The sequence below is a fragment of the Clostridium estertheticum genome, from assembly GCF_026650985.1.
Classification (GTDB): domain Bacteria; phylum Bacillota; class Clostridia; order Clostridiales; family Clostridiaceae; genus Clostridium_AD; species Clostridium_AD estertheticum_C.
On sequence record NZ_CP086239.1, the window covers coordinates 2,605,246 to 2,618,755 of the forward strand.

16 protein-coding genes are annotated in these 13,510 nt (G+C 33.3%); 1 reads left to right on the top strand and 15 read right to left on the bottom strand.

The annotated features are described in order from the left end of the window. Positions 1–113: 113 nt before the first annotated feature. Genes LL038_RS12465 through nirJ1 form a run of 4 tightly spaced genes read right to left on the bottom strand, consistent with a single transcriptional unit; the run spans position 114 to position 3,269 of the window. On the bottom strand, positions 114–587 hold the full coding sequence (locus tag LL038_RS12465; RefSeq protein WP_216120145.1) for an Lrp/AsnC family transcriptional regulator: 474 nt from the start codon (positions 585–587) through the stop codon (positions 114–116). A 6-nt stretch (positions 588–593) separates the two neighbouring features. Further along, entirely contained in the window at positions 594–1,046 is a 453-nt protein-coding gene (locus LL038_RS12470; RefSeq protein ID WP_216120143.1) for an Lrp/AsnC family transcriptional regulator, read from the bottom strand. Then, positions 1,046–2,050, bottom strand: coding sequence for a putative heme d1 biosynthesis radical SAM protein NirJ2 (gene nirJ2 / locus LL038_RS12475; RefSeq protein ID WP_216120141.1), 1,005 nt, complete (start codon positions 2,048–2,050; stop codon positions 1,046–1,048). Before nirJ2 ends, LL038_RS12470 begins: the two co-directional genes overlap by 1 nt. A 34-nt stretch (positions 2,051–2,084) precedes the next feature. Next, complete coding sequence (gene nirJ1, locus LL038_RS12480; RefSeq protein ID WP_216120139.1) at positions 2,085–3,269, bottom strand: putative heme d1 biosynthesis radical SAM protein NirJ1; 1,185 nt, start codon at positions 3,267–3,269, stop codon at positions 2,085–2,087. A gap of 631 nt (positions 3,270–3,900) precedes the next feature. On the opposite strand from nirJ1, the gene LL038_RS12485 reads away from it, so the two are divergent. Then, positions 3,901–4,362 carry a redoxin domain-containing protein gene (locus tag LL038_RS12485; protein WP_216120137.1) on the top strand — a complete coding sequence of 154 codons (462 nt, stop codon included), beginning with the start codon at positions 3,901–3,903 and terminating at the stop codon, positions 4,360–4,362. Between the two features lie 142 nt (positions 4,363–4,504). Here the strand turns inward: LL038_RS12485 and LL038_RS12490 are convergent, their stop codons facing one another. The 11 genes from LL038_RS12490 to LL038_RS12540 all read right to left on the bottom strand — a co-directional run bounded on the left by LL038_RS12490 (position 4,505) and on the right by LL038_RS12540 (position 13,509). Then, entirely contained in the window at positions 4,505–5,596 is a 1,092-nt protein-coding gene (locus LL038_RS12490) for a glycerol dehydrogenase (protein ID WP_216120135.1), read from the bottom strand. Positions 5,597–5,698: 102 nt separating this feature from the next. Beyond that, a complete protein-coding gene (locus LL038_RS12495; protein WP_216120133.1) occupies positions 5,699–6,247 on the bottom strand; it encodes a BMC domain-containing protein in 549 nt (182 codons plus the stop codon). Further along, complete coding sequence (locus LL038_RS12500) at positions 6,244–7,587, bottom strand: 4Fe-4S dicluster domain-containing protein (protein WP_216120131.1); 1,344 nt, start codon at positions 7,585–7,587, stop codon at positions 6,244–6,246. The genes LL038_RS12495 and LL038_RS12500 overlap by 4 nt, the downstream gene beginning before the upstream one ends. 12 nt (positions 7,588–7,599) lie before the next feature. Beyond that, positions 7,600–9,015, bottom strand: a complete 1,416-nt coding sequence (locus LL038_RS12505; RefSeq protein ID WP_216120129.1) for an aldehyde dehydrogenase family protein — start codon at positions 9,013–9,015, stop codon at positions 7,600–7,602. Continuing rightward, positions 8,999–9,991: a cob(I)yrinic acid a,c-diamide adenosyltransferase gene (locus LL038_RS12510; protein WP_216120127.1), complete on the bottom strand. Its 993-nt coding sequence runs from the start codon at positions 9,989–9,991 to the stop codon at positions 8,999–9,001. The genes LL038_RS12505 and LL038_RS12510 overlap by 17 nt, the downstream gene beginning before the upstream one ends. A gap of 29 nt (positions 9,992–10,020) precedes the next feature. After that, positions 10,021–10,290: a EutN/CcmL family microcompartment protein gene (locus LL038_RS12515; RefSeq protein WP_171297613.1), complete on the bottom strand. Its 270-nt coding sequence runs from the start codon at positions 10,288–10,290 to the stop codon at positions 10,021–10,023. Positions 10,291–10,301: 11 nt separating this feature from the next. Further along, a complete protein-coding gene (locus LL038_RS12520; protein WP_216120125.1) occupies positions 10,302–11,081 on the bottom strand; it encodes a flavoprotein in 780 nt (259 codons plus the stop codon). 10 nt (positions 11,082–11,091) lie between these two features. Beyond that, complete coding sequence (gene eutJ, locus LL038_RS12525; RefSeq protein ID WP_309245019.1) at positions 11,092–11,907, bottom strand: ethanolamine utilization protein EutJ; 816 nt, start codon at positions 11,905–11,907, stop codon at positions 11,092–11,094. 2 nt (positions 11,908–11,909) lie between these two features. Next, the gene (locus tag LL038_RS12530) at positions 11,910–12,563 is read right to left on the bottom strand and encodes a phosphate propanoyltransferase (RefSeq protein WP_216120124.1); all 654 of its coding nucleotides are present in this window, start codon (positions 12,561–12,563) and stop codon (positions 11,910–11,912) included. Next, a complete protein-coding gene (locus tag LL038_RS25575) occupies positions 12,560–13,114 on the bottom strand; it encodes a BMC domain-containing protein (RefSeq protein WP_216120122.1) in 555 nt (184 codons plus the stop codon). The genes LL038_RS12530 and LL038_RS25575 overlap by 4 nt, the downstream gene beginning before the upstream one ends. Further along, positions 13,111–13,509 carry a glycerol dehydratase reactivase beta/small subunit family protein gene (locus LL038_RS12540; RefSeq protein ID WP_216120120.1) on the bottom strand — a complete coding sequence of 133 codons (399 nt, stop codon included), beginning with the start codon at positions 13,507–13,509 and terminating at the stop codon, positions 13,111–13,113. Before LL038_RS12540 ends, LL038_RS25575 begins: the two co-directional genes overlap by 4 nt. Position 13,510 lies beyond the last annotated feature (1 nt).

Genomic DNA, 13,510 nt, shown 5'->3' on the forward strand with positions numbered 1-13,510 from the left:
TTGATAATTTGTATATATTCTCCTTAACATAATAAAATTTAATGGTCTCACATAAATAATAAAAAAATCGTTATTACACATATGTAACAACGATTTTTTAATACTATTTAAAATTATTTTTCTATAAAATATTTCATGCTAACCTTTTTAAGTTCTTTACTACTATACAACAAATCGTATTCGTTAATATTAACCGCCTCTGCAATTGCCATAACTACTTTTTCGCATTCCTGCTTCGTTTCTCCATGAACCATTGTAAAAACATTATACGGCCACCCTGGAAATGTAGACCTCTGATAGCAATGACTAACCTGGGGAAATAATATCATGATTTTACTAACATCTTTAATTCGCTCTTTAGGAACTATCCACACAACCATTGCATTTGCCTTAAATCCAACATTTCTATGATTTAAGATAGTGCCAAATCTTCGAATAATACCATTTCTACAATATTCCTTAATTTTATCTATTAATTCATTTTCTGTAATTCCAATTTCCTGAGCTATTTCTTTATAAGGTTCTGGTACCAATGGCAGGTCTTCTTGAATTATACGAATAATTTTTATATCTAAACAGCTTAACATATATAATCACTCCTTAATATTGAAAACAACATTAATTTTAAATAAATTCACTACAGGGAGCTCAATTATATCATTAATATCTGTTTTAATCTTAATGTCATTTAAGAACTCTTTAACCTCAACTATTGAAGGAGCAATCACTGTAAACCACATATTGTATGAATGATTTCTAATATAATTATGAGTAACTCCATTATAACTATTTATAATATCTGCTACTTCAGTAATCCTATCTAAGGGAACTTTTATTGCACATAGGGTACTAGAATACCCTAATTTTCTTGAATCAAAAATTCCACCTATTCGTTTAATATATCCATCATTTTTAAGGTCCTTAATCATATCAATAACCTGATTTTCTGAAATATTTAGCTCATTTGCAATTTTTAAGAAAGGTCTTGATTCTATTGGGAAATTAGACTGAATCAAATTAAGTAAATTTTTATTTATTTTATCCATTAATTTATATTTCCTATATCATCGTTAGAATATGAACACCATTCTTCACCTGCCATGTAATCTCCATCATTATAATATGCAACGCGAGCGCGACATCCACCGCAGTCTTTTTTATAGTTGCAACTCCCACACTTACCTTTGTAATTCATAGTTCTTAATTCTTTAAATATATGATTATCTCTCCAAATTTCACTAAAAGGTGTCTCTCGTACATTTCCAATTGGAATATTTAGATATGCACAAGGCTGCACATCTCCACTAGGACTAATAATACAATAACTAGTTCCTGCTAAGCACCCGCGACTAAACCTGGGGTTCATTCCCATTTCCTTAGCAATTCTCATAAACTCAGGTGCACAGGTAGGTTTTAGCTCTATGTTTACATCCTTTTGTTTTAACATTATATCCTTTAATAACGACTCATATTGCTCTGGATTTAATGATTCTTCTTCAATATCTGCTCCTCTCCCTGTTGGTACTAAGAAAAAAGTATGATGAGCTACAGCTCCCATTCCAATCGCAAAATCGGTTATATCAAGTATTTCATCCTTATTCCAATTCATTACCGTTGTATGTATTTGGAAATTAAGTCCGACCTCTCTACAGTTTTTCATACCAATTACAGCTTCTCTCCATCCACCTGTGTAACTTCGAAATTCATCATGCTTTTTAGGATTAAGACTGTCTAAACTAATTCCTATACCCATAACTCCTGCATTTTTCAACTCCATAGCAGCTCTTTTAGTTATAAGCGTTCCATTACTCCCAAGAACCGGCCTTAATCCAACTTTCACTGCGTGCTTTATTAAGTCATAAATGTCAGGCCTTACTAAGGGCTCTCCTCCTGAAAATACCATTATTTTAAATCCTGCCTTCGCCACTTCCTCTATTAATGATTTACCCTCAGCGGTATTTAATTCATGCTCAGCTTGAATACCTGCCTCTCTATAACAATGTTTACAATACATATTGCATTTATTAGTTGTATTCCATGACATGATCATATTTTATTCCCCCTACCATCTTGTCTAACCCTTTTTAAACTAATCCAATTTCATCTTCTACACCAATTTCTTTATTACTCAAATAACATGCTGGATCCGATGCCCAAAAATCTCCCGTCACTGATTCAGCTCTTGTCCTAAAATTACCATTGCATACGCTTAACCATTTACATTTACTACATCTACCCTTAAGCAAATTTTTTCTATCCTTTAATCCCTTCATAATTGGACTTGTTGTATCTTCCCAAATTTCTTTAAACGCTCTTTCTTTAACGTTCCCAAAAGTATATTGTGGAGTAAACTGATCCGCATGTATATTTCCTAGGTAATCAACATTCGAAATAGCAATACCCGACCTATTTCCGCCATTCATCTCCATCAATTTTAATATATTATCAGCTAAATGAGGGTATTTTTTTAATGCTTGTAAATAAAGGTAAACCGTATCAGCATGATTATCTACAGTGAGAATTTCAACTTTATCCCCGAGTTCTATAGCCTTTTCCATTATTAAATCCATTGCAGCTCTGGACTGTGCGTGGGATGTATCTTCCTTCATCATCTCGCTTCCTCTTCCAGAATAAACAAGATGATAAAAACATACACGATTTATTTTTTCTTCTTTAATTAAATGGAATATGTCCTCCAATTGATCATAATTGTGGCTGTTTATAGTAAATCTTACTCCCACTTTCTGATTAACGTCCCTACAATTTCTTATTCCATTTAAAGCTTTGTCAAAACAACCTTTAGTACGTCTAAATTCATCATGCCTTGAGCCAATACCATCTAAGCTAATTCCTACATAACCTACTTCACTTTGTTTAATTTTTCTTGCAACCTCCTTGTCAATAAGCGTACCATTAGTAGAAATAGTGCTTCTTATCTTATGCTCTCCCGCATGCTTTATTAGCTCAAATAGATCTTCACGAAGTAAAGGTTCCCCTCCTGAAAACAATATTACTGGCACTTTAAAATCATGAAAATCGTCAATAAGAGATAGCGCTTCTTTAGTGCTTAACTCATCTTGATATTTTTTACTGTCTGAATTCGCATAACAATGTATACACTTTAAATTACAAGTTTTCGTACAATTCCATACAACAACAGGTCCACGGCCAGCACTAACACCATTTTTTTGAAGGCTTGCGCCGCTCACATATCTTAATTTGTCCCCAAAATTTACAGCCCCACATAATAATTTAGATACTCCAATCATATTTTATCTCCTCTACTTATTATCTTGTTTTAAATAGACCCTTAAAGCCATCTGCATTTAATTTTTATATTTAGCTTTGAGTATATTTTATTTATGTATTTTATAATTAATTGTATTCATATAGTATATTTTAATAAATTGAAATCATAACAAAAAATAGGCATTTGACCATCATCATCTATTACATTACTGCAAAACAATGTAATTAACTGATGGATGAAAATGTCTATATAAAATAATATACCATATGATGAATAAATTAACAACATGAATACAGATGTTGATCCTTTATTGATCATATGTATTATACTAGGATTTAATGACATTTCAAAAGGAAAGTCTCCCACTTCTATAAGTGGGAGGATAACAATTGAGAATTGTTATATACCCCAGAGATCTACCCAGAGGATATCTACCCTAACAAATAGAAAACTTCAGTTGGATTATAAATCTCCTTCTGAAATCGTCAATGCATCTTCTGTGAAGCTATTGCAGCGACCCAGGAGATGATTTAATTCTTACAAATAATAGTAAAAATAATTCAAATAAATATCTCTATGTTGCACATAATAAATTATATTGAATTATAAAAATAATCCAATTAAAAAATATATATGAAAGAGAGTGAATTATGGAATTAATTAAAGTAGGAGATATTGCACCCGATTTTTCATTAAGAGATAACAATTACCAAAATGTATGTTTGTCAGACTTTAAAGGTAAACGAGTATTACTTTCCTTTCATCCTCTTACCTGGACCCCTGTTTGCACAGATCAAGTAAGAGCCCTTGATAACAATTGGGGTAAATTCCAAACATTTAACACAGTCCCACTTGCTTTTAGTGTTGATCCTGCTCCATGTAAAAAAGCTTGGGCCGCTGCACTACTTCTTGAAAATTTAATACTCCCTTCCGACTTTTGGCCTCATGGTAAGGTTGCGCAGGATTATGGAATTTTTATTGAAGACAAAGGTATATCAGAGCGCGCTAATATCATAATAGATGAAAATGGTATTGTAGCGTGGGTTAAGGTGTACCCTAAGGCTCAATTGCCTGATTTAGGTGAAGTCTTTGAGTTCTTATCTAATATGTAGTTTGAATATACTGCATATACTTTAACAGGTATTAAATAATATTTAATAAGATAAGAACCTCATACTAAATTTAGTATGAGGTTCTTATCTTAAACGAAAAATCATCTTATATTGCTACTTGATTTATTGCAATTTATGTTTCTTATTTATACATTTTTCCAAGTGCATCTGTAGCCACTAATGCGGCGTAAACATCCCTAGGAGTAACAACAAATGGTTCATTTATCATTGTTTCTCCCGAACCGCAAGATGCAACAGCTACACTCATTAGTTCCTTGGTCGTTGCATCTGCTACTCCTAAATCTGAAAATGTATATGGAAGTCCAACACTCTTGCAAAACAATATCGCTTCTTCAATTTCTGCTAGAGGTCTATTTTCAAGTACTAATTCTGTTATTGCACCAAATGCTACTTTTTCACCATGATATAACTTGTGAGTTTTTTCAAGTACTGTAAATCCATCATGAATAGCATGCGCTGCTGCAAGTCCACCACTTTCGAAACCAATTCCACTTAGATAAGTATTCGCTTCAATTATGTTTTCAACCGCTTTAGTACACACATTACCTTCACAAGCGACCATTGCTTGTACTCCATCTGATAATAATGTATCATAACAAAGTTTCGCTAATGCCATAGCTGCAAGTGTTGCTTTTTCACCTGACATATTTCCTCTATTTCCTTCCTTGCAAGCTCTTGCTTCAAAATATGTAGCAAGTGCATCTCCCATTCCAGCTACTAAAAGTCTTACTGGAGCCTCTGCAACTATATCAGTATCAACTAATACGACTTCAGGATTTTTAGGGAGTAATAAGTAATTTGAGAAAACTCCTTCTTTAGTATAAATAACTGATAATGCACTACATGGTGCATCTGTTGCGGCTATTGTAGGGACTATAATTACTGGAAGTTTGCAATAATATGCAACAGCTTTTGCAGTATCAAAAGCTTTTCCTCCACCTACGCCAACAATTACGTCACAGCTTGAAGCTTTTACTACTTTCATTAATCTTTCAATTTCTTCAACGCAACATTCTCTATTAAAAGTTTCATAGGATAACTTGCATCCACTTTCTTTGAAGCTTGTTTCAATTGTGCTTGTAGTCTGCTTAATTGCTCTGTCTGTCCCAATTATTAAAAATGATTTTCCAAAGGCTTCGATATGGTCCTTTATTTTTTTAAGTTCTCCACTTCCTTGAATATATCTTCCTGGTGACATAATAATTTTAGACATAATAATTACCTCCTTCATTTTAACATTAATTTAAATTAGCAGAGAAATTAACAATCCGTCAACTTCTCTGCTCAGTATAACTCATTTTAGAATATTATTTTACTATAACAAATTATTAAATACTTCTTTTTTAGGAGATGCAATAACTTCTTTATTTAAAAGCATTCCTGTTTGTGCTACTGCATTTGCACCTACTTCAACAGCGGCTTTAACCGAACTTACGTCACCTGTCAAAGTTATATATGATTTACCACCAATTCCCATTCCAAGTCTTATTTCAATTAATTTAACTTGTGCTGCTTTTGCAGCTGCATCAGCCGCTACAATGGACGCTGCTATTGAAAAGAATTCTAATATTCCAAGTGCATTTACTTTATCTATTGTTGCATTACAATTAATAGCGCCAATAACATCAGGATGCACATTAGCAATTAAAACATCATCAACAACATACTGCCCACCATAATCAACACCTGACTTTTGAGCAGCTTTTACTGCCCCAACTTCACCAGCAACTAGTATTATAAATTTTCCTGGACAAGTAGGTTTTGAAAATAAGAGTCTTACCTCTGCAGACTTTAGCATAACATCTGCTACTGCTATTCCTCTTGCTATGCTGTTAAGCTCTATTAATGCTATTGATCTAATCATAATATCACCTCACTACTTTCAATAATTATACAATCAGATACATTTGTAACTTTTCCACTAATACTTGCATGAATATTAGCCCCCATATCCTCCCGCTTAACTTCGCCAATTAGTTGTCCTTTATTAACTTCATCGCCCACTGCTACAATTGCAGTAGCGGATTTACCTATATGTTGCTTTAATGGTATGGTCACAATGTTAACCTTTACCTCAATTGCGTCATCATCAAATTTTATATCTTTATATTTACCTAAGTTAAGTCTTTGTACAAGCCTTGATACAGGGACTTGCCTGCCATCTCTTTGTTCATCTGGGATTATTTTTAAAGTTGTATTAAACTTAACTCCCTTTTGTCTTAACTCATTTTTTATCATTATATTTACTTGCCTTGGAGATATCCCCATAGGACAAGCGTACATTTCACATATTCCACATTCAGAACATATTAAGGCTTCTTTAAAAATTTCCTCTGAGTGATCGAGTGACATTGAAATTGCCCTCATAATTTTATGTGGTCTTAGTGGATGACCCAGTAAATATCTTGGACACATTTGCGTGCAATATGAGCACTGAATACATGCTGATTTTGTTTGATTAATTATGTGCTGCACAGATAATGATTTTCTTTCTTTAATATAATGATCTGCAGGAAGTACTATTATTCCACCATCAGTTTTAGTTATACTTCTTTTCTCTACTTCATCTGATGTTAAAATTCTTCCCATCATAGGACCGCCCATAATTACACAATAATCCTTAATATTTAAACCACCTGCAGCTTTTATACATTTTGAAACCGGAGTTCCAATTGGAACTGATAATAGTGTTGGATTATTTACTTCACCAGTTACAGTAATTATTTTATCGGTAACACTCTTGCCTCTCGTTGCATCATATATACTTAACACTGTTGCAACGTTTGACACCACTGCTCCAACATTTAGTGGTATTCCTCCAGGTGGAATTACTCTGCCAGTAACTTCATATACAATAACTTGTTCATCACCTGCAGGATAAATACTTTTAAGATAAAAAAGTTCAACTTTTGAGTCGAGCTTTTTTATTGCACTTTGAAGAGCTTGTATCTCTCTTTCGTATTTTCCTTTAATTGCAATTATAACTTTATCTGCTCCTACCAGTGGTGCCATAAAACTTAGTGACTTTATTATTTCATCTGCATTATGGCGCATAATATACTTATCAGTTTGAATAAGTGGCTCACATTCTGCTGCATTAACCAAAAGATATTCAACATTACATTTTAATTTAATATGAGTTGGGAAGCCAGCTCCCCCTGCTCCTACAACTCCGGCTTTATATATTTGGTCTAATAATTCCATATTAAACCCTCCTTATATGATTCTAAAAGAATCAACCATTGTACATCTTCTCTGCCTAGTAAATGATGTAGCATTTGTAATACCTTCACCTGTTGGCCCAGCTATTGTAAATGTTGTCCAACCTTCTCCTCCAAAACCTATTCCTGCATATGATGGTGCATTTTTAACAAATATCGTAGTATCTATAAGTCTTGACATCTTAGTTAGGTTATCAATATTTTTTGAATGCATCATAGCAGTATGTCGATTCCCATGTTCATCTAATACGGCTGTGTTTATTGCTTCATCAACATCTTTAACTTTAACAATTGCTAGTATTGGCATCATTAACTCTTCTTGCACAAATGGATGTAAATTCTCAGCTCTACAAATTAAACATTCAACACCTTTAGGAGCCTCTATTCCAGCTGCTGCTAAAATAACTGATGCATCTTTACCAACAAAGTTTTTGTTAACTCCATATTTTATTTTTCCATCCTTTTCGGTTTTATTCATTACTACATCTAGAACCTTTTGTTTTTGCTGCTCATCTAATTCATATACATTTCCATTTTTAAGCATCTCTGTTATTAATCTTTCATATACACTTTCTACAACAATTGCTTCCTTTTCTGCTATACATGGAAGATTGTTATCAAAACAACAACCTGCGATTATATCCCTTGCAGCTTTCACTATATCTGCTGTTTCATCAACAACTACAGGCGGATTACCTGCTCCTGCTCCAATTGCTTTTTTACCTGATGATAACACTTTCTTAACAATAAAAGGTCCACCAGTTGCAACTACAAGTCTTATTTTAGGATTATTTATCATAAGATCAGTACTTTCAAGTGATGGTTTCCTTAACGTTGTAATTAAATTTCTAGGGCCACCAGCATCAGTTATTGCTTTATTAAGAACTCTTACTGAAATAAGACAACTTTCTATTGCTCCTGGATGTGGAGAAAATACAGCCGCATTACCTGATGCAATCATTCCAATACTGTTACACATAACTGTTGCTGATGGATTGGTTGAAGGTGTTATTCCACCAATTACTCCAAATGGTCCCATTTCTATAAGTGTTAATCCTTTATCACCTGATATTGCCATTGTTTTAAGCACTTCTGTTCCAGGAGTTTTATTAGCCACAAGTTTAAGTTTTAAATACTTATGATCTTTTCTTCCCATTCCAGTATCTTCAACGCAAATAGCTGCTATTTTAGTAGCGTTATCAAGTATAGCTTTTCTCATTGCAGCTATAAGCTCTTCTCTTTGTGAAATGCTCATACATATAAGCTCTTTTTGCGCAATTGATGCAGCCTCAATTGCTTCATCCATATCATCAAAAACACCATCACTCTCAGAGACGTTAAGATCTCTCCTGTTCATTTCCTGAAGTACTTTTTCAACCATTGCTGATATTTCATCATTTTTGATCTCCATAACTTATCATCTCCTCAAACTTTTTAACCGCATAGGTCGCAACTTCCATATCTTGTGCAACTGTTCCGCCACTTACACCAACTGCTCCAACTATAAGATTATTTATCTTTAACGGATATCCGCCTCCAAACGTAATAACGTTTTCTAGGTTATTAATACCATAAAGTTCTCCGTTTTTTGCTAGTTCATTAAGTTCATGTGTAGGTAACTTAAATGCCACTGCACTATAAGCCTTTCCTTTTGCAATTTCAATACTTGCAAGAAGTGATCCATCCATTCTCTCAAACATTACAGGGTTTCCATGCTCATCCATGACCCAAATCACCATTGGAACTTCTATTTGCATTGCTTTTTTTATACAACTTTTTATTATCTTTTCACTAAGCTCACTATTCATTTTCTCACTACCTTCTCTATAGATTTTTTGACCTAGTGCTTCTGCTACATTTGCTTTAACCTTTACCAATACATTTTTATAATCCTCATATCTTGCTATAGTGTATATAACATCTGATAATCTATTAAAATACTTTGATAAATTAGCACTAACATCATAACTCTCGCAAAGCTCCACTATATATCGCTCCGCTTCGCGTACCTTAGTTCTTGCTACATCAAGAGCACCCGATTCAATTGTTCCACCAGGAACTATAAAACTATTAAGCTTTGGGATAATCATGTCTAACTTATCTATTACTGTTTCTAAATAATCTATATCTTCTTTAACTATTCTTTCCTTAAATTTATCAGTACCAAGCGATGCAAGTTCTGCCCCTGCTTCAAAAAGTGTTTTTTGAATTTTGAATATTATTGTCTTTATCTCTTCATCTTTTATAAAACTTCTTGCAAAACCTAAGGTCGAATTTGCACTATCGCATGTTCCATATGACCATACCCTTAAATCAGATTTTGAAGTTCTGCTTCCTCCAAGCAAACTTGTTTGACCTTTATCCCCCGTCTTTGTATATATTTTCATAAATTCATCTCCTATTGGAGTTTAAATTATTATTTACTTACTTCAAGGTAATCTACAATCCCTACTATAGCCGTATCAATTGGTGTATCTTTATTATCTTCTAAAAGTCTTGCTCCACTACCTGTAATTACAAGTACTATTTCACCATTTCCTGCACCTACTGTATCAACTGCAACTAATGTGTCTTTCTCTTCTTCTTCATGTTCATTAATTTTTCTAATTATCAAAAGCTTGCTTCCAATCAATCTATCATCTTTTTTTGTAGAAACAAGTGTCCCAATTACTTTTGCCAAAAACATATACTCACCCCTTAATCAAGATAAACTATTTCAATATTTTCTGAATCTATATAATCTTTTGCAAGCGGTGTAATAACTGCCTTTTTCGCGATTTTTATATTCCTGCAGCCCCCAAGAGGTAGCAAATCAGTCTTTGTAATAATTCCTTCTAATGTAATCTCATCCATTTCTTTAATTATATGTTCTTCTTTGTTTATAACCTTTTTATGTGTAATAATTTGTGCCGGTACTTTGTCCTCTATTCTAATCAATTCGTCTATAGCTTTTTTAAGTTCATTTGCATTAATAAATGTTACCCCAAAGCTCTCTATTGTTTTTATATGATTTTTTATCATTTCATTATATGAAACATTTTGTGAATAACCGAGTGAAATATTAACTGGGTTATCAGGATCAAAACTATCCTTTACTACAATTATTTTTTTGCTTTTCATAATTGAATCTGAAATTCCTGTTGTAATAAATGTATCTCGAATTCCAAGCGCTGTTTTCACAAGTATATTTCTTGTCATAACAGGTATTAATATAAAATCTGATTCATTTATAATCTTCACCATTGATTTTTTATCTTCAATCAACATTGCATTTAAACCTTCAATAAATTGCTTAGGAATTACTTCCTTTGCAGTATCTGATAAAATCACGCTATACTTTAAATTATTAAACCCCTTTAGCACATCAAACTCTTCTTCAATATTTACTACTCCACCTGAGATAAAAATTAATACTTTCTTGTTAACCATACCTAATACTTGAATTGTAATTGCTTTTATTAACTCCTCAAGATTCAACTATATCACCTCACTTTACGCTGATTGCAATTCCGAGTGGAGTTGCTAGAAGTGGATTATACGTTTTAACAGTTTTAACCCCAGTGTACTCCTCTACAACCTTTTCAATATTCTTAAGGCAACAAGTACCCCCAACAAGATATATTGTATCGATATTGTAACCTTTTATATGTTTTTGTATAATTGATGACATTTTTTCAATTACTGGCCTAACCATTGTAAACACCATATTATAATTGTTAGTGTCTTTTTTATATTTCTCTGCATCTTCATATTCCATGTTTAGAGCGCCTGCAGTCACAAGTGTTAAATGTCTTCCACCTGTTGGCTCATCAGCACTATAGATGACCTTTCCATCTTTTAATATCGAAATCCCTGTAGTACCACCACCAATATCCACAACTGCTCCAGAGTTAATATTTAATATATTAGCTGCCGCCGTTGGCTCATCAAGTACATTTGTAACAATAAAACCCCCACCTTCAACTACATTCTTAATAACTCGTACATTACCTTCCATAATTCCTGGTGGGATTGCAGTTGCTGCATATATAAGCTCACGCCCAAGTTGCTTTTCAAGTTGAGCTTTAAGCTTTCTTATAATTTGTACTGCCTCTACAAAATTAACAACTATTCCATCACGTACAACATCTGCTGGATAAATTGCTCCTGCAACCGGAATATCATTAGAATCAAGTACTGTAATAACTATATTCGCAGTTCCAAGATCAACTCCAACCTTAAGCTTTCCCTCTACTTTTATTGGATTCTCATTAGCTATACATTTCTCCATTTGCAATATAAGATCATTTGCTTTCTCCATCATAATTATCTACTTAACCCCACAATCCTAATGAGTCCGTTATTTTTTATTTCTGCTGCATTTGCCTCATCAGTATCTATATGAACCTCTAAAACTGAATTATTACCAACTCTAACAAGTACATTTTTCAAAATAATACCTTTAAGCCCTTTAGTTTCAATGTCAACAAAGTCACCATCCGAAACTCCAAATTTTATTGCGTCGCGTGGTAACATATGAACATGCCTAGTTGCAACAATTACTTTTTCATTAAAAATTTTCATTCCCTTTGGTCCAATTACACTAAGTGTTTCTGACCCTACTATGTCTGAAGAATTTCTAAGTGGGGCCTTTACTCCAAGTGTATAGGAATCAGTAAGTGATATTTCAATCTGACTTTCTTTTCTTATAGGCCCGAGTATTCTAACTTTAATTAAGCTTCCTTTAGGTCCTGCTAATGTAACAGTTTCATTTGCTGCAAACTGACCTATTTGTTTAACTTTGCTTTTTACAGTAAGCTCATATCCTTTTCCAAATAGAAACTCAAGATCTTCCTTGGTCACATGAATATGCCTACTTGACACTCCAACCGGAATAACATATTCTCTATTTTTAATACATGATTTCCTTGAAACTTCCTCAACTATATCCTTTAAAAGAGCATCATCAAATTCATTCATTTCTTATCACCTTCACTATCCTTATAATGCATACATGCCTTTCTAGTCATTCCCTTCTTCCTACTACATTTAGGGTCATAACATAAATTACAAATTCCCTCTGTTGGTGTTTCCTGCACTGCTCCATCCACAATGATTGAATTAACAACTACAACTGATTCTTCTACTAAAGCTTGCTTCTCTACTATTTTCACTTCTTCTTCATTTATTATTTCTTCTGGAATTTCTATTGTTTCTTTTTTGCCAACAAATTTATTTTCTAATCCAATAGTATTACTAGATTCAATCATTAAATCTAATTTATCAACAGGTCTTGGTATAACAAGAGTTGCATATACTGTATTTACATCCGATGCACTTACTTTAGCCGACTCAATTGCTGCTTTAACTGCTGACACGTCACCTTTAATCTTAACTGTAACCATGCCATAACCTTTAGTCAATTCATACCCTATGAGCTCAACATTTGCTGATTTCATACAAGTATCCGCTGCTTCAATTGCTGCAGCTAATCCTACTGTTTCAATTAACCCAAGCGCCTCTTTACTCATATGTTTTCCTCCCTGCTGAAATTCTGGTTTAATGCTGACATAATACCCTCGCCCATATTTTTAAAAGGCATTATTTTATATAATCTTGCAGCATTATTACCAATATTTCTTGCAGTATCTTTAATATTTTCATTCAAGTTGACGTCGAGAATTGGTTTATCAATTTTAAGTTTGCTAAAGTGTAGCAAAACTCTATTTTGTTTTATTCCTATCCCGACCCCCATCCTTGAATACACTGCAGCCTTATGAGTGATTTTTAAAAGTTCATCACCATTAACTACATCAACTTCATATGGGATACCTTCTTCTTCAATTCCTGCGAGTATATGCTTAAGTATATTAATATCTGGTTTATCTGTAACAACAACAATGCAAGGTCTACTGTTATTCTCCATT